Origin of the sequence: Polynucleobacter sp. MWH-UH19D (assembly GCF_040409795.1) — a bacterium.
Taxonomy (GTDB): Bacteria; Pseudomonadota; Gammaproteobacteria; order Burkholderiales; family Burkholderiaceae; genus Polynucleobacter.
On the sequence record NZ_CP099571.1, the window covers coordinates 1,829,590 to 1,849,059 of the forward strand.

At 45.0% G+C, this 19,470-nt stretch carries 24 protein-coding genes; 6 read left to right on the forward strand and 18 right to left on the reverse strand.

From position 1 onward, the window contains the following. Positions 1–795: an SURF1 family protein gene (locus NHB34_RS09300; RefSeq protein WP_353427356.1), complete on the reverse strand. Its 795-nt coding sequence runs from the start codon at positions 793–795 to the stop codon at positions 1–3. Between the two features lie 14 nt (positions 796–809). Here NHB34_RS09300 and NHB34_RS09305 point away from each other — a divergent pair, with 14 nt between their 5' ends. Further along, a complete protein-coding gene (locus NHB34_RS09305; RefSeq protein ID WP_353427357.1) occupies positions 810–1,022 on the forward strand; it encodes a twin transmembrane helix small protein in 213 nt (70 codons plus the stop codon). A 63-nt stretch (positions 1,023–1,085) separates the two neighbouring features. Here the strand turns inward: NHB34_RS09305 and NHB34_RS09310 are convergent, their stop codons facing one another. The 7 genes from NHB34_RS09310 to NHB34_RS09340 all read right to left on the reverse strand — a co-directional run bounded on the left by NHB34_RS09310 (position 1,086) and on the right by NHB34_RS09340 (position 6,677). Further along, positions 1,086–1,940: a cytochrome c oxidase subunit 3 gene (locus NHB34_RS09310; protein WP_353427358.1), complete on the reverse strand. Its 855-nt coding sequence runs from the start codon at positions 1,938–1,940 to the stop codon at positions 1,086–1,088. A 29-nt stretch (positions 1,941–1,969) separates the two neighbouring features. After that, positions 1,970–2,164, reverse strand: a complete 195-nt coding sequence (locus NHB34_RS09315) for a DUF2970 domain-containing protein (protein ID WP_353427359.1) — start codon at positions 2,162–2,164, stop codon at positions 1,970–1,972. Further along, on the reverse strand, positions 2,161–2,745 hold the full coding sequence (locus NHB34_RS09320) for a cytochrome c oxidase assembly protein (protein WP_353427360.1): 585 nt from the start codon (positions 2,743–2,745) through the stop codon (positions 2,161–2,163). The genes NHB34_RS09315 and NHB34_RS09320 overlap by 4 nt, the downstream gene beginning before the upstream one ends. A gap of 11 nt (positions 2,746–2,756) precedes the next feature. After that, complete coding sequence (locus tag NHB34_RS09325; protein WP_353427361.1) at positions 2,757–2,888, reverse strand: cytochrome oxidase small assembly protein; 132 nt, start codon at positions 2,886–2,888, stop codon at positions 2,757–2,759. Then, on the reverse strand, positions 2,872–4,497 hold the full coding sequence (gene ctaD, locus NHB34_RS09330; RefSeq protein ID WP_353427362.1) for a cytochrome c oxidase subunit I: 1,626 nt from the start codon (positions 4,495–4,497) through the stop codon (positions 2,872–2,874). Before ctaD ends, NHB34_RS09325 begins: the two co-directional genes overlap by 17 nt. A 41-nt stretch (positions 4,498–4,538) precedes the next feature. Then, positions 4,539–5,696, reverse strand: coding sequence for a cytochrome c oxidase subunit II (gene coxB / locus NHB34_RS09335; protein ID WP_353427363.1), 1,158 nt, complete (start codon positions 5,694–5,696; stop codon positions 4,539–4,541). Between the two features lie 180 nt (positions 5,697–5,876). Beyond that, the gene (locus tag NHB34_RS09340) at positions 5,877–6,677 is read right to left on the reverse strand and encodes a methyltransferase domain-containing protein (RefSeq protein WP_353427364.1); all 801 of its coding nucleotides are present in this window, start codon (positions 6,675–6,677) and stop codon (positions 5,877–5,879) included. Between the two features lie 23 nt (positions 6,678–6,700). Here NHB34_RS09340 and NHB34_RS09345 point away from each other — a divergent pair, with 23 nt between their 5' ends. Then, positions 6,701–7,447, forward strand: coding sequence for a ComF family protein (locus NHB34_RS09345; RefSeq protein ID WP_353427365.1), 747 nt, complete (start codon positions 6,701–6,703; stop codon positions 7,445–7,447). A gap of 23 nt (positions 7,448–7,470) precedes the next feature. Then, positions 7,471–7,941: a tRNA (uridine(34)/cytosine(34)/5-carboxymethylaminomethyluridine(34)-2'-O)-methyltransferase TrmL gene (trmL, locus tag NHB34_RS09350; protein WP_353427366.1), complete on the forward strand. Its 471-nt coding sequence runs from the start codon at positions 7,471–7,473 to the stop codon at positions 7,939–7,941. 11 nt (positions 7,942–7,952) lie between these two features. Here trmL and NHB34_RS09355 read toward each other — a convergent pair whose 3' ends face one another. The 4 genes from NHB34_RS09355 to NHB34_RS09370 are packed head-to-tail and all read right to left on the reverse strand — an operon-like array spanning position 7,953 to position 10,228. Further along, positions 7,953–8,975 (reverse strand): NAD(P)H-dependent glycerol-3-phosphate dehydrogenase, encoded by a 1,023-nt coding sequence (locus NHB34_RS09355; RefSeq protein ID WP_353427367.1) that lies wholly within the window; start codon positions 8,973–8,975, stop codon positions 7,953–7,955. 24 nt (positions 8,976–8,999) lie between these two features. After that, the gene (secB, locus tag NHB34_RS09360; RefSeq protein WP_353427368.1) at positions 9,000–9,524 is read right to left on the reverse strand and encodes a protein-export chaperone SecB; all 525 of its coding nucleotides are present in this window, start codon (positions 9,522–9,524) and stop codon (positions 9,000–9,002) included. Positions 9,525–9,549: 25 nt separating this feature from the next. Then, positions 9,550–9,804: a glutaredoxin 3 gene (gene grxC, locus NHB34_RS09365; RefSeq protein WP_353427369.1), complete on the reverse strand. Its 255-nt coding sequence runs from the start codon at positions 9,802–9,804 to the stop codon at positions 9,550–9,552. A 1-nt stretch (position 9,805) separates the two neighbouring features. Continuing rightward, positions 9,806–10,228: a rhodanese-like domain-containing protein gene (locus NHB34_RS09370; protein WP_353427370.1), complete on the reverse strand. Its 423-nt coding sequence runs from the start codon at positions 10,226–10,228 to the stop codon at positions 9,806–9,808. 22 nt (positions 10,229–10,250) lie between these two features. Here NHB34_RS09370 and gpmA point away from each other — a divergent pair, with 22 nt between their 5' ends. From gpmA to NHB34_RS09385, 3 genes are read left to right on the forward strand one after another with little or no spacing between them, the layout of a single operon-like run. Then, positions 10,251–10,940: a 2,3-diphosphoglycerate-dependent phosphoglycerate mutase gene (gene gpmA, locus NHB34_RS09375; RefSeq protein ID WP_353427371.1), complete on the forward strand. Its 690-nt coding sequence runs from the start codon at positions 10,251–10,253 to the stop codon at positions 10,938–10,940. Between the two features lie 12 nt (positions 10,941–10,952). After that, the gene (locus tag NHB34_RS09380) at positions 10,953–12,386 is read left to right on the forward strand and encodes a S41 family peptidase (RefSeq protein ID WP_353427372.1); all 1,434 of its coding nucleotides are present in this window, start codon (positions 10,953–10,955) and stop codon (positions 12,384–12,386) included. Between the two features lie 12 nt (positions 12,387–12,398). Next, positions 12,399–13,154 (forward strand): HesA/MoeB/ThiF family protein, encoded by a 756-nt coding sequence (locus tag NHB34_RS09385; protein ID WP_353427373.1) that lies wholly within the window; start codon positions 12,399–12,401, stop codon positions 13,152–13,154. On the opposite strand, the gene ptsP is transcribed toward NHB34_RS09385, so the two are convergent. The 6 genes from ptsP to NHB34_RS09415 all read right to left on the reverse strand — a co-directional run bounded on the left by ptsP (position 13,151) and on the right by NHB34_RS09415 (position 19,467). Continuing rightward, on the reverse strand, positions 13,151–14,899 hold the full coding sequence (gene ptsP / locus NHB34_RS09390) for a phosphoenolpyruvate--protein phosphotransferase (protein WP_353427374.1): 1,749 nt from the start codon (positions 14,897–14,899) through the stop codon (positions 13,151–13,153). The genes NHB34_RS09385 and ptsP overlap by 4 nt on opposite strands. A 2-nt stretch (positions 14,900–14,901) precedes the next feature. Next, a complete protein-coding gene (locus NHB34_RS09395; RefSeq protein WP_353427375.1) occupies positions 14,902–15,171 on the reverse strand; it encodes an HPr family phosphocarrier protein in 270 nt (89 codons plus the stop codon). Positions 15,172–15,188: 17 nt separating this feature from the next. Next, positions 15,189–15,611 carry a PTS fructose transporter subunit IIA gene (locus NHB34_RS09400; RefSeq protein ID WP_353427376.1) on the reverse strand — a complete coding sequence of 141 codons (423 nt, stop codon included), beginning with the start codon at positions 15,609–15,611 and terminating at the stop codon, positions 15,189–15,191. A 1-nt stretch (position 15,612) separates the two neighbouring features. Continuing rightward, complete coding sequence (gene gshB, locus NHB34_RS09405) at positions 15,613–16,554, reverse strand: glutathione synthase (RefSeq protein WP_353428590.1); 942 nt, start codon at positions 16,552–16,554, stop codon at positions 15,613–15,615. Between the two features lie 26 nt (positions 16,555–16,580). Continuing rightward, entirely contained in the window at positions 16,581–17,879 is a 1,299-nt protein-coding gene (gshA, locus tag NHB34_RS09410) for a glutamate--cysteine ligase (RefSeq protein ID WP_353427377.1), read from the reverse strand. 103 nt (positions 17,880–17,982) lie between these two features. After that, on the reverse strand, positions 17,983–19,467 hold the full coding sequence (locus NHB34_RS09415) for an ammonium transporter (RefSeq protein ID WP_353427378.1): 1,485 nt from the start codon (positions 19,465–19,467) through the stop codon (positions 17,983–17,985). Positions 19,468–19,470: the final 3 nt, after the last annotated feature.

Consider the following 19,470-nt stretch of genomic DNA (forward strand, 5'->3'; position numbering starts at 1 on the left):
TCAATCCCCATTTGCCACACTTTTTCGCCAATATTGACGCAAACCACCAATCAACCAAAATATAAATCCAGCAAATGCCAATGCAAACCACTGAAAGGCATAAGCATAATGGCGATCGACGCCCGTTGTCAGCGGAGCCCATTCTCGAACTAAGCCGTCAGCAACCCCCGTCTCTTCTAAACGCAAAATAAACGGGGCTTGTGACCAGCCATGAAGTTGACCTTCTCGCTCCAAATCAAAATTTTGCGCAATGCGTGGCTTATGAATATCTACATTCGAGTCTTCGGAGCCTAATGCGTAAACCTTTCCAGGATGTGCAAAAACGATGCCCTCAATATTTACTATTCCAGTGGGCGTATCAGTGCTAGGCAGTATTTCTCGGTTCTCGCGATTGCGCGGAGCCCAGCCCCGATTTACCCAAAGCACCTCATTTCGACCTTCTAGACGAAATGGCATCATTAAATAGAAGCCTGCTTTTGCAGCAGCGCCGGCACCACCCGAGGGAACTGGTTGCGGGCGATTATCTAGCCAAATAGCTGCCTCAGGAATGTAACTGCCCCGAGCAATCATGCGACGCTCACTAGCCTCCTCTAGAGCCCACGAATTGGTATTCGCATTTAATATCGGCATCTGTTGGCGCTCCAGTAAATTAGCCGCCAAGGCAATCTTGCCGTGCGCCCTGCTAACTTGCCAAATTCCCGCCCCACAAGCAATCGCAATCACCAATAAGGCTGATACAGTAGCAACTACACGCTTTACTACCAAGGCATCGAAGAGACTATTTTTACGGTTCAAGATAAGGATTTGAAATGAAGTGGATTATTCCCATTGCGCTACTCATGATTGTGATCAGTCTAGGCTCCGCCTTGTATTTCATGATGAAAGATCGTGGCAATAGCTCTCGAATGGTTCACTCACTCATGCTACGTATTGGCTTATCCATTATCCTATTTTTAGGAATTTTGCTTGCGCATTACTTTGGTTTTATACAAGCCACCGGCATCAAAGTAGGAAGCAACTAAACCACCAATAAACAACCGCACTAAAACTGAATCGGGGCTTAAGAGCCCCGATTTTTATTTCTTTTACATCCAATAAACAGCGATGTATAAACCAAGCCAGACAACGTCAACAAAGTGCCAGTACCAAGCAGCACCCTCAAATGCAAAGTGGTGCTTAGCGGTAAAGTCACCACGCATCATGCGACGCAAGACAATTGCCAACATAGTGCCGCCAAGGAAAACGTGGAAACCATGAAAACCAGTCAACATAAAGAATGTTGAACCATAAACACCTGAAGTCAATTTCAAATTGAGTTCATGATATGCATGGTAGTACTCGTAAGCTTGGAAGCCCAAGAAAATCGCGCCCAAAACAACTGTCGCCGCCAAGAAGTTCACTGCTTTCTTCATGTGGTTTTCTACTAAAGCATGGTGAGCAATCGTAATGGTTACACCAGAGCTCAAGAGCAACAAAGTGTTGATGGTTGGGATTGGCCATGGGCCCATCGTAGTGAATTTCTCAACCAACCCAGCAGGACCATCATTAGGCCAAACAGCTTGGAAATCAGGCCATAGTAATTTGCTCTCGACATCACCCATCCATGGCATCGCAATATTGCGAGCATAGAAAAGAGCTGCGAAGAAGGCGCCAAAGAACATGATCTCAGAGAAGATGAACCAAGCCATCGACCAGCGATAAGAAATATCTACATTCACGCCGTTCTTGCCAGAATTTGACTCGGCAATCGTATCCCCAAACCAGTGGTATAGAACATATAAAACCCAAGCCACACCAACCAAAGTTAGCGCGCCGCCCCAAGCAGTATGGTTAACCCAACCAGTCATGCCATAGCCGAAGGCAATTAAGCCAGCTGCCGCCATAGCAGGATGACGAGACAATCCTGGGACGAAATAGTAAGGGGTTGAATTGGATGACATCGTATTCTCTCTATTCAATCAAAAAATAATCAATGGGATACAACTGCTTTCACTATCAAGAGCAGAATGGCCATAAAAATTAAGGCGCCAACAACACCTGCAATGATAATGTGCACAAAACTTAATGTAGCTACATCTTCCTGCAAACCAGATTTCTTACGCACACCCAAAAAGCCCCACATCACAGCTTTCATGGACTGCATAAACGTACTTTTCTTTTTCATGAAACCACCCTTGATTTAGGGGCTGGCGGTGTGCCACCCAAGCCCAACTCAAAGAAGGTATATGACAAAGTAATTGTTTTCACATCACTTGGTAAGCCTGCATCGATCACAAAGACCACAGGCATCTTTTTTGTTTCGTTTGCAGCCAGTGTTTGCTCTTGGAAACAAAAACACTCTAATTTAGTAAAAAACTCTGTGGCACTTTTAGGTGCATAACTTGGTATTGCTTGAGCACGCACGGGACGATTTTGATTATTCGTTACTTCATAAACAATCTCAGTCATTTCACCAGGATGCACTTCCAAAAAATTCTTAACGGGCTTAAAGGTAAATGGTCCACGACTATTGGAATCAAACTCAATAGTTACTGTACGGCTATAGTTAACTTGTGTATTGCCAACCTTGTTTGGACTAAAGGCTCTAACACCATAATCATTCTTACTCGTCACCACGTTAATTCCAGTGACTTCGCATAATGCCTTATACATTGGCACCAATGCATAGCCAAAGCCGAACATCATTACTGAAGCTATTAATAGCTTCAGTAAGATTTGACGGTTAGCAGACTGAGTAATTGTCATATGAAAAGGGCTTAACCCAAAAGGCTCCACTTCATCACAATGCCAATAAAAAATACAACGGCAATGCTCAAAAGAATCAGCCCTAGACGGCGATTATTCGCAGCCAGGGCTTGATCAGAAGTAGATTTAAATTCCTGCTTCACGCAACTGCTCCGCACTTGGAGGAGTTTCGAAAGTGTGATGTGGAGCTGGTGAAGGCACTGTCCACTCTAGACCTTTTGCACCATCCCATGGTTTAGCAGAAGCTTTTTCACCTTGGCCACGGTAAGCTGGCAGCACCACAAACAACAAGAAATACACCTGGGCTAAGCCGAAGCCCAATGCACCGATTGAGGCAATCATGTTGAAGTCAGCAAACTGTGTTGGATAGTCTGCATAACGACGTGGCATACCTGCAAGACCCAAGAAATGCATTGGGAAGAAGGTGATGTTAAAGAAAATCATCGAAGCCCAGAAGTGGATCTTGCCGCGCGTTTCGTTAGCCATGCGACCTGTCCACTTAGGACACCAGTAGTAAAAACCAGCAAACATTGCAAACAATGAACCAGCCACCAATACATAGTGAAAGTGGGCAACAACATAATAGGTATCTTGAATGCCGATATCGATTGGAGCCATCGCGCATACCAAGCCTGTGAAGCCACCCATTGTGAACACAAAGATAAAACCAACGGACCACAACATTGGGGTTTCAAAGGTCATTGAACCTTTCCACATTGTTGCAACCCAGTTAAAAATCTTCACGCCTGTTGGAACAGCAATCAACATCGTTGCGTACATGAAGAACAGTTGACCAGTTACTGGCATACCAGTTGCAAACATGTGGTGAGCCCAAACGATGAATGACAAGATCGCAATCGATGCTGTTGCATACACCATGGAGCTGTAACCAAACAGCGTCTTTCTGGAGAAAGCTGGCACGATTTCACTGATAATGCCAAACGCTGGCAGAATCATGATGTAAACCTCTGGGTGACCAAAGAACCAGAAAATATGCTGGAACATAATTGGGTCGCCACCGCCTACAGCGGAGAAGAATGATGTACCGAAGTGACGGTCAGTCAACACCATGGTGATTGCGCCAGCCAATACAGGCATTACAGCAATCAACAAGTAAGCAGTAATCAACCAAGTCCAGCAGAACATCGGCATCTTCATCAATGTCATGCCAGGAGCGCGCATATTCAAAATGGTTACGATGATGTTGATCGAACCCATAATGGATGAAGCACCCAATAAGTGAAGCGCAAAAATACCCATATCCAAACCTGGGCCCATCTGTGATGTCAAAGGCGCGTAAATTGTCCAGCCACCTGAAGGTGCGCCGCCAGGAGCAAGGAATGAGCTCAACAATAAAGTCGCTGCAACTGGAAGAATCCAGAAGCTAAAGTTATTCATGCGAGCAAAAGCCATATCGGATGCACCAATCTGCAAAGGCACCATCCAGTTCGCAAAACCAACGAACGCTGGCATGATCGCACCAAACACCATCACGAGACCATGCATAGTGGTTAGCTGATTGAAGAACTCTGGACGGAGATACTGCAAGCCAGGCTGGAATAACTCCAAGCGGATACCCAAGGCCATTACACCGCCAGCCAATAAGCTTATAAATGAGAAGATCAAATACATCGTACCGATGTCTTTGTGGTTGGTTGCAAACAACCAACGGCGCCAACCATGTGGCGTGTGATCATCATGCGCGTGATCGTGGCTATGTGCGTGATCGTGGGTAGTAGAGACTGTGCTCATGGATTTCTCCGAGTTGGGTTATCTGTATTAGTTAATCTGAATTAGTTGCCGCCACGTGCGGTAATAATTTCTTGGGTCTGAATCACTTCACCCGTCTTATTACCCCATGAGTTACGGGTATAGGTCATCACTGCAGCGATATCGCCATCAGAAATCACACCAGCCCATTTCGGCATTGCACCTTTACCATTAATCAAGATGTTGAACTGACCTGCCTTAGGACCGTTCACCACCTTGCTGCCATCAAGCGCTGGGAAAGTGCCAGCACCCTTACCGTTCGGTTGGTGGCAAGCAGCACAATTAGCCGCGTACACCTTTGCACCACGCTCCTTCTGCTCTTCCATGGTGTAAACCTTAGAAGGATCATCTCCGGCAGTGCCCATTTCTTTCTTCTTCTGAGCTACCCAAGCGGTGTAGTCATCTTGTGAAACTACCTTAACAACGATTGGCATGAACGCATGCTCTGCACCACACAACTCAGAACACTGACCACGGTATGTGCCAATGTTTTCAGCCTTGAACCATGTATCACGCACAAAGCCTGGAATTGCATCTTGCTTTACACCGAATGCTGGAATCGTCCACGCATGGATAACATCGTTTGCTGTAGTGATCAAACGAATTTTTTTACCAACTGGGACAACCATTTCGTTGTCCACTTCCATTAAGTAAGTATTCGATTTTGGTGCGAGATTGTTAATTGCTTCACGTGAAGTGGAAAGAGTAGACAAGAAGCTAATTCCTTCGCCCTCACCCTTAATGTAGTCGTAACCCCATTTCCACTGATAACCAGTTGTCTTAATGGTGATATCGGAATTAGTAGTGTCTTTCATTGCCACAACTGTTTTCGTTGCTGGCAATGCCATACCAATCACAATCAATAGAGGAATCACTGTCCAAATAATTTCCACTAATGTGCTCTCGTGGAACGACGCTGATTTGTGTCCGAGTGATTTGCGATGTTTCAAAATTGAATAGAACATCACGCCAAAAACGCCCACAAAAATCAACGCGCAAATGACGAGCATCATCCAATGCAACCAGTGGATTTCTTGCATGATTTTTGTAGCTGGGGCAGGGAAATTCAGCTGGTTTACAGCTGGACCGCCCGGCATGTTTTCAGTTGCGTAAGCAAGTGCAGTGCCAAAAGCTGCTACTAAGTAGAGCGATGCCCTAGTGACTTTTCCAAATAAATTCATCTTATTCTCTGTTTATTGTCGCGAGCATTGCAGCAAAAAACGCCACAAAATGCCCAAAATGCGGTCTCAAGCCAATACATCCAGCGGTGATTATAGGGTTAATTGAGCTCAACAACAAACAGGGATAACCCACCTCCACCCAATCTTGGTGTAGCTTAAAATGATAGTAAGCACTTACACTTAATGAGAATCTGTCCTAGTCTTGCGTCCAATTTGATTTACATCAATAAAGGCTACGCTGTCATGAGATTTAGCAAGGTGTTTTCCGATAGCCCAGGCATGTCCATAAACAATCTCTAGGGTCAATTTATGTGGCAAATCGTCGATTTCAACATCCAAATGGTGGTTTACATTGGCTAGGCCCAAGGCTTCAATGTCACTCAATAAAAGCTCGGACTTTTGGTAATCGAGCGTCAAATATTCCATATCCATTACGGGGTCCGCAAACCGCTCGACCACTAGGGCATCCCCAAGGTCATGCATATCCCAAGGACTGATTAAATTTTTGAGCTGCAATGAACTACTCGACAGGGCCCGCAATTCTTTTCCAGTATCAGGTCCCAGGTAGCTAAATACTACAAGCCCACCTTCACGCAAAACGCGCCAACATTCTCGCAAAAATAACTTGGGGTCAACCAGGTCCTGCAGCAATAAATTGCTAAATATCAAATCAACAGAATGGTCAGAAATACTAAATTTATTGTTATCGCGTAAATGGGAAAGTGAGCCTACTGCTCCTCCGCTAAATAGTGATCGCCAATTTACAGCAGTTTTCGAAATCCACAATTGAAACCTTGAAGATCCATCCTCAATAACACTATGAATACGCGCTCTGGGAAAACGCTTTGCTAATGATGCGTGATGATTTCCTGGAAAGTCTGGAATCAACAAAATATCCCGAACATCTAATTTCACAATATCCAGTTTTTGCAGCATTCGCTCTGCAATTTCATCTTGTAACCATTTGATGGGCTGGGTCATTGACTCAGTATACTCAGCGCCCCATGCAACTTCTACAGAATCTGATTCAATCAATTAGCGGACAGCTTTTGCCAACCGCATGCATCATCTGCAAACAATTCCAAGCCGCCAACGTATGCAATTCTTGTCTACAAAGGCTTTACCACGACAGTCTTTTGAATTATGAGTGTTGCTACCAATGCGCAACACCACTGCAGTCAGCAGAATTAAGTTCGGGCAGATGCAATAGCTGCGATAGACAAACACCTGCGTTTGATCAAACAGTATGTCTTGACCGTTATGATGGCACTCTTCAAGAGGCACTTCATCAACTCAAGTATCAAAAACGTCATTCATTTGCCCATGGCCTAAGTGACGTTTGGAACACCCTATTAGCCAGCACGATAGATGACCAATCAATTGATTATTTAGTACCAGTCCCGTTGAGTCAGAAAAAATTACTTACCCGTGGATTTAACCAAAGCTGGGAGCTAGCAAGAAGAATTCAGTGCGGCAAGCACATTCAGAAACTAGCTTTCACCCTCAAGCGATTTCATGACATAGAACAACAAGCTGGTAAAAATTTCTCTGCACGACAACAAGATATCCATGGAATGTTTTATATTGATGCAAAAGACGTTCCGCTCCTTAAAGGTAAATCCGTTGTTGTCTTTGATGACGTGATGACTACGGGGGCAACCTTAAATGAGATAGCGCGCACCCTCAAAATGATTGGTGTTACTTGGGTTGGTAATTGGGTGTTATTGAGAACCACTAAACTGATGCCCTAGTCGTACAAAGCAAATCATTTCATATGTTTAATATTGTTTTATTTGAACCAGAAATTCCACCCAATACAGGCAATATCATTCGCCTGTGTGCCAATACCGGGGCAAAGCTGCATCTAATAGAGCCCCTGGGCTTTCCAATGGAAGATGCGAAGTTACGACGTGCTGGATTGGACTATCACGAATTTGCAAGCATTGCGGTTCATCAAAACTGGTCGCAGTTTCTCAAAAATGAATCCCCCAACCCCCAACATCTATTTGCCTTGACTACCAAAGGTAGTGGCAAATTTCATGAAAGTAAATTTCAAGCAAATGATTATTTTGTATTTGGCTCTGAAACAAAAGGAATTACTGATGAAGTTCGCAATTCCATTCCACTAGAAAATCAATTGCGCTTAGCAATGAAAGACAATAGTCGAAGCCTAAATTTATCGAACACTGTTGCGATTGTTGTATATGAAGCTTGGCGCCAAAATGGGTTTACAGGCGGCAAGTAAGTAAGATCAAATTAAGATTCAATTTTGGGATCACGTCCCATCAACTTTTTGACGGCGTCTTGGGCCTGAAGTTTGCCTGCCAAAACATCGCCCATCATCGCAGTAATTGGCATCTCTACATTTAATCGCTTTGCTAGATCGCCAACAGCTGCGGCACATAAAACACCCTCAGCAACATGCCCCAAGTTTGCCAAAATTTCACTCAAAGGCTTGCCTGATGCGAGCTCAAGACCAACACGACGATTGCGAGAGAGATTGCCTGTGGCAGTCAAAATTAAATCACCAACACCAGTTAATCCCATACAGGTCTCAGATTTGCCGCCCGCAGCCTTTACTAAGCGCATCATCTCAGCCAATCCACGTGTCAATACAGCTGCGCGCGCATTCAAGCCCAGATCTAGGCCATCACCAATGCCGGCAGCAATTGCCAATACATTCTTAACGGCGCCACCCAACTCTACGCCAATCAAATCATCACTCGAATAAACGCGCATATTGCCATGATGAAATGCTGCTTGCACAATTTTGCAAAGACGCTCGGATGAGCTAGCAACCGTTAATGCACAAGGCATTCCAGAGCCAACTTCATGCGCAAAACTGGGTCCAGATAGAGCGCCATATGCATGCTGAATTCCGCGACTATGTAGTCGATCCTCACGGTCAACCACTTGATGAGGCAACAGAGCTGTCTCAGGTTCCAAGCCTTTGCAAAGCCAAACAATATTGAGCGGCTGATTAGCCACCTTAAGAACTCGAGCAATAGTTTCTGATAAACCTGACATCGGAGTTGCAATCACTAAAAGGTCATCAACCCCAAGTCTTTTTACTGCTGCATCAAAATCACCTTCAAGATGAAGGTTCTTTGGCAAAGAGATTCCTGGAAGATAAGCCTGATTTTGGCCAGTTTGAGCAATCGCCTCTAATTGATCTGCGTTACGAGACCATAAACAAACATCTTCTTCACGCAGCTGGCGAGCAGCTTGGGAGGCCATTGCTGTCCCCCAGGCACCAGCGCCAAGCAGTGTCACTTTCATGATTAGTGACTCAATCCTACAAATTTAATTAGGGAGAATGATTTTGCTCTCATCAGTACCATCATTATTGGAGCTAGCTTCAGCCTGTTGCGCCTGCATTAGCCTATGCTCATACATGCCATGGAAGTTAATCTCGTTTAAGTGGATTGGCTGGAAGCCAGCACGACTGATCACATCCGCCATGTTTGAACGCAGGTATGGATACAAGATGGTTGGGCAGGTAATACCTAGCATTGGATCAATCTGTTCGGCGGGGATGTTATGGAACTCAAAAATTCCAGCTTGATTTGCCTCAACCAAGAACAATACTTTTCCTTCGACCCGCGCAGTCAAGGTTGAACTCAAGGCAACCTCAAATAACTCATCATTAATTCGCTTCACAGCAATATCAATCTCTACTTGCACTTGGGGCTCAGCCACCACCAAAAAAATCTCAGGGGCATTTGGCTGCTCAAGAGATAAATCTTTCAGATAAATACGCTGTATGCGAAAAGATGGATCTTTTGATTCAGAATTTGCAGCACTTGTTGCGGAAGATTGTTCAGTCATTACAAACTTTCTAAAGTTATATCTATTAAATCAATAATGGATCAAGCTTACCGGCGCGATCCAAGGCTACCAAATCATCATATCCACCAACATGGGTATCGCCAATATAGATTTGGGGAACTGTGCGTCGGCCTGTTCTCGTCATCATCGTTTCACGTTGCGCAGGATCTCGATCAATCAAGATCTTTTCTAAATTAGTCACACCCTTTTTTACCAATAACTTTTCTGCCATTACGCAGTAGGGGCACACTTGTGTGCTGTACATCGTTACTTGAGGCATATCACTTACCCTGCTTCACCAAAGGAAGTGCGGCAACCTTCCATGCCTGCACCCCACCTTCCAAAATACCCACTTCAGAAAACCCAAGATTTTTTACTTCAGCGACTGCTTTACGCGAATGCGATCCGGTATCGCACACCAAAACTACTGGGTGCTTGCGATCCAGCTTCATACCCTCAATAGAGGCGGTCAAACCAGAAATATTGGCTAATTTTGCACCTGGCAAATGCCCAGTTTTATAGGCATCTTCAGAACGCAAATCGAGCACATACGCCTTGCGTCGATTAATCCAAATGGTGGCCTCAGTAGGTGATAAGCCGCTACCGCTAATAAGCGTAGATAATGTAGGCAGGAAAAGCGCGGCGCCCGAGAACAGCAACAGGGCTATAAGCGCTAAATTATCAGTTTGCATGAGAAAGTTCATCATCAGATTATAGAATGGCTCTATGAAACAACTTGTCCTTATTCGTCATGGCGAATCCGCCTGGAACCTTGAAAACCGCTTCACTGGGTGGGCAGATGTCGACTTAACCCAAAAAGGCACCGAGCAAGCGCTGGTAGCTGGTGAAAATCTCCGAAAAGCAGGCTACGAATTTGATATTGCCTATACCTCCGTTTTAAGACGCGCTATTCGTACACTTTGGCATGTTCAAGACACCATGGACCTGATGTGGATACCAGTTGTACATAGCTGGAGATTAAATGAGCGACATTACGGCGCACTCACCGGCTTAAATAAGGCAGAAACTGCCGCTAAATATGGTGACGAGCAAGTTCATATTTGGCGACGCTCGTACGATGTGCGTCCACCACTTTTAGAATCCGGCGATGAACGCAATCCCAAAAATGATACGCGCTACTCCAAACTCAACCCCTCTGACATTCCTTTAGGGGAGTGCCTAAAAGATAACGTCGAGCGCGTATTACCACTGTGGAATGAGTCGATCGCTCCCGCGCTTAAAGCTAACAAACGTGTATTACTTGTTGCCCATGGCAACAGTATTCGCTCCTTAATTAAATACCTTGACCAAATGTCCGATGAGGCCATTATGGAAGTCAATGTACCGAATGGTGTACCCCTAGTTTACGAATTAGACGATAACCTCAAGCCAATACAACACTTCTACTTGGATTAAGTCCTAAATAATATGCGTCAATTTTTTAAGAACTTTGCACTAATAACCATCGGCTTAATAGCGGGTGTTACTGCCACTATTCAGCTTTCAGCTACAGCACAACAAAGTGGGCAACTTCCTTTAGATGAGTTGCGCACCCTCTCAAATGTGTTTGCTCAAATTAAGCGAGAGTATGTTGAGCCCATTGAAGACAAGCAACTGCTAACAGATGCTGTCAAGGGCATGGTCAGCAGCCTTGATCCTCACTCTACTTTCTTAGATAAAAAAGATTTTTCTGAGATGCAAGAGCAAACCTCTGGAAAATTTGCAGGGCTGGGAATTGAAATTACCTCCGAGGATGGCGTTGTAAAAGTACTTAATCCAATCGAAGATAGTCCTGCCGCTCGTGCTGGCTTGCAAGCAGGCGATCTAATTACTCGCCTAGATGACAAACCTGTTCGCGGCATGTCTCTCGATAAAGCAGTGCGCACTATGCGAGGTACGCCAGGCACCAAAATTACTTTAACGGTTTATCGCAAAAGCGAAGAACGCAGCTTTCCAGTGACGATTACCCGTGCTGAGATTAAGGTGCAATCCGTCAAAGCCAAAATTGTTGATAACGATATTGCATGGGTACGTATCACCAGCTTCCAAGAGCGTACTGTTCCAGATCTCGCTAAAAAACTAACCGACCTTGCCAATCAAAATCCAAAACTAAAAGGGGTGATCTTAGACCTCCGCAATAACGGCGGCGGCTTATTACAAGGCGCTGTTGGCGTGGCAGCAGCATTTTTGCCAGCGGACTCGGTCATTGTTTCAACTAAGGGTCAGGCGCCGGATTCCAAGCAAATCTTTAATGCAACTCCAGCAATGTATCGCCTCAGCGAACCAGGCGATCCATTAGCAGGTGTACCGCCTATCTTCAAAAAATTACCAATGGTTGTTTTAGTAAACGCCTATTCAGCGTCCGCATCTGAAATTGTTGCTGGCGCATTACAAGACTATAAGCGCGCAACTATTATTGGTAAAACGACCTTTGGCAAAGGCTCTGTTCAGACTGTTCGACCACTAACAAATGACTCTGCTCTAAAAATTACAACTGCCTACTACTACACGCCTAGTGGCAAGTCTATTCAAGCATTTGGCATCAAACCAGATATTCCTGTTGATCAAAATAAGGATGGCGATCCTGATGATGTATTAATTACACGCGAGATTGATAGCGAAAAGCATTTGCGCAATAAACAATCTGCTGAAGATAAATTAATTAAGGATCGCGAAGAGCGTCGCTTGCAAGAGCTACAACGCATTGAAGAGAAAAATGCGAAGAAAACTCCTGAAGAAAAAGAGAAAGACAAGAACAAGAAACCGGTTGAATTGGGCAGCGCTGATGATTTCATGCTTACCCAAGCGGTCGCATTTATCAATGGACAGCCTGTAAAACGCTCATCATCAAAACTAGAGTGACTTCAAATTAGTATGAATGATGAGCAGTTACTTCGCTATTCAAGGCATTTGCTGCTTGAGGATATCGATGTTGAAGGCCAAGAAAAGTTATTACAAGCCCATGTAGTAATTGTTGGAGCTGGCGGTTTAGGTAGCGCAGCCGCGCCATACTTAGCCGCCGCGGGCGTTGGCAAAATTACTCTTGTTGACCACGATGTTGTTGAGCTAACCAATCTACAGCGACAAATCATGCACTGCGAGTCAATGGTTGGCAAAAGCAAAGTTCATTCAGGAAAACAATTCTTAGGTCGACTGAACTCAAGCATTCAAGTTGATATTGTTCAAGAGAAGATTACAAATGACTTGCTCGCAAAACTATTGCCATCTGTTAATGTCGTTTTAGATTGCACTGATAACTTTAAAACTAGACAGTTAATCAATGCTGCATGCGTTCACCATCAAACGCCTCTAGTTTCTGGCTCTGCTTTACGCTTCGATGGGCAAGTAGCTGTATTTGATCCCCGCGTTCCAAGTTCTCCTTGTTATGCATGCATCTTCTCTCCCGAGGAAGAGTTTGAAGAAGTTAGTTGCTCTAGCATGGGCATCTTTTCTCCACTGGTTGGCATCATCGGCGCTATTCAAGCTGCGCAAGCGCTTCAGGTCATGATTGGTTTTGGAGAGTCGCTTCTTGGACGAATGTTGCTGTGGAATGCGCGAACAACACAGATAGATCAGATCAAAATTGCCCGCAATCCTGACTGCCCTGTTTGCGCAAGCAAGCGGATTTAAGAAAACAAGCGCTCTAAAGCTTTTGCTTGGGCCTCAGGCTCATAAGCCTTGAGAACGCGTGGGAATCGCGCTTTTAATATACCCACATTAGCCTGCAGAATTTCTCGCTTCACTAATAAAAGTTGACTGAAGTGCATTGAAAAATCGGTTAAGCCCATTGCGAGCAATAGCTTTGTTAAGCTGGGATCTCCTGCCATCTCACCACACACTGCCACTGGCACGCCAGCACGCTTTGCTTGATCAATAATGCCGGCAATTAAATTCAGAATCGCTGGATGCAATGGGTCGTATAAATGTGCCACCGCATGATCAGCACGGTCAATCGCCAGAGTGTACTGAATTAAATCATTGGTACCAATTGATAAGAAATCAAAACGATCAATAAATAAGGGCAGCACTAATGCAGCGGCTGGAATCTCAATCATAGCTCCCACTTGTATATTGGGATTAAACGATTGTCCACGTTGCAGCAATTGTTGTTTTGCTTTTTCGATCAAACGAAATGTTTCGTCGATTTCTTTTGCATGAGCCAACATTGGAATCATGATGCGTGCTTGGCCATGAGCAGAAGCGCGAAGTATGGCCCTGAGCTGAGTCAAGAAAATTTCAGGCTCGGTTAGGGACCAACGAATCGCTCTCAAACCTAACGGTGATGTTCCAGTTTGAGATACTTCAGATCCACCTACACCGAGCGCCTTATCGGCACCAACGTCAATTGTTCGAATATTGACTGGCAAGCCATGCATTAAATCAACTACTCGACGATACTCTTGATATTGCTGCTCTTCGTCTGGCAAAGCCTGCTTACGATCCATGAATAAAAATTCAGAGCGGAATAAGCCAACTCCCACTGCACCAAGCTTCACCGCCTGCACAGCATCTTCAGGCAATTCAATATTGGCGAAGAGCTCAATATCAACACGATCTTCAGTTTCAGTTTTTGCGTGCTTTAACTGTTGGAGTTTTCGAGCCTCCTTAGCAGCCTGACTTTGTAGCTTGCGATACTCCGTTAGCAATTGTTCGTCAGGAGAAACTACAACTACCCCTTGCTCGCCATCCAAAATAAGCCAGTCACCATGGCGAATCATTTCGCTGGCATGGCGCACACCAACTACTGCTGGAATCTCCATGCTTCGGGCCACAATCGCGGTGTGCGAAGTTTTTCCGCCAAGATCCGTAACAAAACCAGTAAACGCATGATCTTTAAAACGCAACATGTCATGCGGAGCAATGTCATGAGCAACAATAATTGACTCAATATCAGCATCGCTTGATGGCAGGAACTCAGTTTCAAGGCTGTCTTTTTGCGAATTGAGCGCCTTAATAACGCGCTCTGCTACTTGCCGAATATCATTTGCACGCTCTTTTAAGTAGGGGTCTTCAATTTCAGCAAATTGCTCTAATAGATCATTCAGCTCGGTAGTCAAGGCCCAAGCAGCATTGAGTCGTTGCGCACGAATTAATTTAAGCGGCTTTTCTGCAAGAGCGGGGTCAGCCAAAATCATGCCATGCACATCTAAAAACGCCGCCATTTCTTGGGGCGCATCTTTAGGCAAACCTTGGCGCAATTGATCGAGCTCTAAACGCACCTGATCAAACGCATCTAATAATTTTTTAGCCTCAACCTCTTCTTTACCAGGCTCTACTAAATAATGACTTACTTCTAAGGCTGCACGTGAGATCAGTACGGCTTTGCCAATGGCAATGCCTTTTGATACCGCAATTCCATGCAACGCAAATGTCATGCCTACTCGCCCTCGCCAAAGCGATCATTAATCAATGCTGTGAGCGCCTCCATGGCTTCATCCGCCTTCTCTCCCACGGTTTCAAGCGTCACCGTACTGCCAATACCTGCTGCCAACATCATCACACCCATGATGCTCTTAGCATTAATTTGACGACCATTGCGTGACAAGAATATTTCGCAAGGAAACTGTGCAGCTAATTGCGATAGCTTGGCAGATGCCCTGGCGTGCAAACCCAATTTATTGATGATCTCAATTTCGGCAACAGGCATATTCCAGTTCTCTCCTTTTATGTTTGACTTACTTTTGCGCCCAGACGCAAAATACCATTCTGACCACCAGCCAAAGCCTTTTTAGCTAACTCTTCAAGGTCTTCAGCGCGATGAGAAATACAACGCATCAACATCGGCAAATTTAAGCCTGCTAAAACAATCACTGGAGTATTCAGGCCAGATAAAGGGCCCAAGCCTTCCAACTTAGAAGCGACGTTTGCGGGTGTCGCCCCCATAACATCAGTCAAAATTAATACGCCATTACCTGAGTTAACCCCATAGGCAGCCTTTAAGACTCGATCAAAACTAGCCTTGATATCTTCATGAGGCGGAATATCAACCGCTCGGATGCGTTCAGGCAAAGCGCCAAACGTATGCTCAACAAAACCCAGCATTGCGCTAGCTACTGGAGTATGTGCAACGATCACGATTCCCGCCATGTTATGACACTGCCCTTTCAAGCGCTTTTAACCAAAATTGCGGCACATCAAATTGGGTTTGATCCGTTATTTCAACAAAACAGGTGGGGCTAGTGACATTAATTTCAGTCAAATAGCCGCCGATCAAATCCAACCCTACTAAGAATAAACCGCGTTGATGCAGTATTGGTGCCAGCTTATCAGCAACGCGCTTTTCAGCTTCAGTCAATGGCATTGCAAGACCTTTGCCTCCAGCAGCTAAATTACCCCGAATTTCTGTTCCTTGCGGAATGCGCGCCAAAGCAAATGGCACAATTTCTCCGCCAATCAGTAGCACACGCTTATCACCTTGCGTAATCTCCGGCAGAAAACGCTGAACCATTAATGTTCTAGCGCCGTTCTCCCCAAGAGTTTCAACAATACTCGCTAAATTCAGGCCATCTGCGCTAACTCTAAACACACCCATACCACCCATACCATCAAGAGGCTTAATAACAATATCGCGCTGTTGTCGATGAAACTCTTCAATCGCACTCAACTCTCGAGTGACTAATGTTGGCGGAATGAAGTCGGGGAACTCGGCAATAGATAGTTTTTCAGAGTGATCGCGAACAGCGCTAGGATTATTAAAAACTTTCGCACCTTGTCTTACTGCAGCGGAGAGCAGCCAGGTTGCATTGAGGTACTCAATATCAAATGGAGGATCCGTTCTCATCAATACCGCTGAAAATGTTTTTAACGATCGAGTTTTAGCAGAACCTAATTCATACCAAGATGTTGAAGAAGGCTTAATGAGCAAACTTTGACAATCAGCAACCACTGTATTGTCTTTCCATAAAATATTACGACTTTGACAAAACCATAGTCGATGCCCAGCTTCTTGAGCAACACGCATCATTGCCAAAGTAGAATCTTTTTTGATCTTGAAAGACTCTAGTGGGTCGGCAATAAATAAAAGATCCATCATTTTTGTGGCCGCAGCAAGAAGTTTTATGCCACTTCCATATTAGGGTCAGTCCTCTCCAACTCAAGAGAGGCAGCAAGCAAAGCTAAGCGAGCAACGACGCCATATAGATAGAATCGATTTGGCGCCGCACTACCAGGCTTGGCAGAGAGATCTGGCATTGAGTTTTGCTCAAACGCAAGTGGTACAAAGTGCATTCCTGGGGCATTCAGATTCTCATCGGGGCCACGATCAGTATGAACGCGATAGAAACCACCAATCACATATCGATCAATCATATAAACCACTGGCTCAGCGACAGCTTCATTCACTTTCTCGAAGGTATAAACACCCTCCTGAATTAATACATCACTAACCTCAAGACCTTCTTTTACTACGCTCATCTTGTTGCGGTCTTTGCGATTTAAGCCCTTTAGCTGAGCTGGATCATTAACTACCATTACTCCCATGCCATAGGTGCCGGCATCGGCTTTCACAACCACATAAGGTTTATCTTTGATGCCATATTCACGATATTTCTTTGCAGTTTTTTTCAGCACCTGCTCAACTGCAGCCTGGAGCTCCTCTTCACCCTTACGCTCATGAAAATTAATATTTGAGCAGCTCGTGAAATAAGGATTAATCATCCATGAATCAATATCAACAACTTTGGCAAACTTTTTAGCAACCTCTTCATATGCAGCAAAGTGATTTGATTTGCGACGTACATGCCAACCAGCATGCAAACCAGGAAGCAAGTACTGCTCGTAAATATTCTCTAAGATTGGAGGAACACCTGCAGATAAATCATTGTTGAGCAAAATAGAGCAAGGATCAAAATCTTTAAGACCTAAACGTTGCTTCTTTAAACCAAGTCGTGACAAAGGTTCCATTAAGAGTCGATTACCATCTGGCAACTCAATCCAAGTAGGCTTTTTAATTTCTTCAGAAAAAGTACCTAGGCGTACATTGAGTCCAGCTTGTCTCAGGATCGAAGACAAGCGGGCGATATTCTGTAGGTAAAACGTATTGCGTGTATGACGCTCTGGTATTAACAGTAAATTTTTTGCCTCTGGGCAAATCTTCTCAATAGCAGCCATTGCAGCCTGCACTGCCAAGGGCAACATTTGCGGCGAAAGATTATTGAATCCACCAGGGAACAAATTCGTATCCACTGGGGCTAACTTAAAACCCGAATTTCGTAAATCAACCGAACAATAAAATGGTGGCGTGTGCTCTTGCCACTCAAGCCTAAACCAGCGCTCGATTGTTGGGGTTGCTTCAAGCACCTTTGACTCAAGTTCGAGCAAAGGGCCACTTAGGGCAGTAATGAGATGTGGAACCATTCCACCATTGTAAGATTTTTAAAAGAAAGACGCGGGATCCTAGGATCCCGCGCTTAAAGTACTGAACAGCCAATAAAAGCTGCTCGGTGAGGGGTAAAACAGCTTAAGACTCGTAGGCAGACTCACCATGTGAGCTGATATCCAAGCCCTCGCGCTCCTCTTCTTCTTTTACACGCAAACCAATCACAACATCGATCAATTTGAAGGCAATATAAGAAACCACGCCAGACCAGATCACAGTAGTAATGACACCCTGAGCCTGAATCCATAATTGGCTAGCAATAGAGTAATCAGGGGCAACAGCGTTTGCTACGTAGTCCCATACACCAGAACCACCCAAAGCAGGGTCAGCAAACACACCGGTCAACAACGCACCAGAAATACCACCTACTCCGTGAACGCCAAATACGTCCAAGCTGTCATCAGAGCCCAAGAGTCTCTTGAGGCCAGTTACACCCCAGAGGCAAACTACACCAGCGATTAAGCCAATAATGATTGAGCCCATTGGACCTGCAAAACCAGCAGCAGGAGTAATTGCAACCAATCCAGCTACGCAACCTGAAGCCGCGCCCAACATGGAAGGCTTGCCTTTAAGAACCCATTCAGCAACTGACCAGCCTAATACAGCAGCTGCGGTAGCCAAGAAGGTATTCACGAAAGCTAATGCAGCACTACCGTTTGCTTCAAGTGCTGAGCCTGCGTTAAAGCCAAACCAGCCAAACCACAAGAGCGCTGCGCCAGCCATTACATAAACCAAGTTATGTGGCTTCATAGCTTCTTTGCCATATCCAAGACGCTTGCCGATTACAAATGAGCCAACTAAGCCAGCAATCGCCGCATTGATGTGTACAACGGTACCGCCAGCAAAGTCGAGAACACCCTTTTGCCACAACCAACCAGCACGGGCAGTGATTGCCTCGAGTGATGCAGCATCTTTGATGTCATCTGGACCAGGCCAGAACCAAACCATATGAGCGATAGGTAAGTAGCTAAATGTGAACCAAATGATCATGAATACCAAAATTGCAGAGAACTTAGCGCGCTCAGCAAAAGACCCGATGATCAAGCAACAAGTAATCGTTGCAAACACTGCTTGGAAAGCCATGAACACATACTCAGGAATAACTACACCCTTACTGAAGGTTGCAGCTACAGAGTCTGGGTTCATACCAGCCAAGAACAAACGATCTAATCCACCTAAAAATGCACCACCTTCCGTGAATGCGAAGCTGTAGCCATAAATTGACCACAAGATTGCAATCAAAGAGAACACCATGAAGCATTGCATGCAGATAGATAGAATGTTTTTACTACGGGTTAAGCCACCATAGAACAAAGCCAAACCAGGAAGTGTCATTAATAACACTAAAGCTGTACAAACCATCATCCAAGCTGTATCAGCTTTATTGCACTTCTCAGAGCAAAGTACTGGTGCAGGTTCTGCAGCTGCTGGAGTTGCGGCAGGAGCAGTAACTGCTGGCTTTTTCACTTCATCAGCATGCGCTGGCGAAGTCACCACTACACCAGTAGCGCCAATGGCTAAGGCCATCGCACCACCAGCAACAAGTCGTTTCATCCAAGTTAACATTTT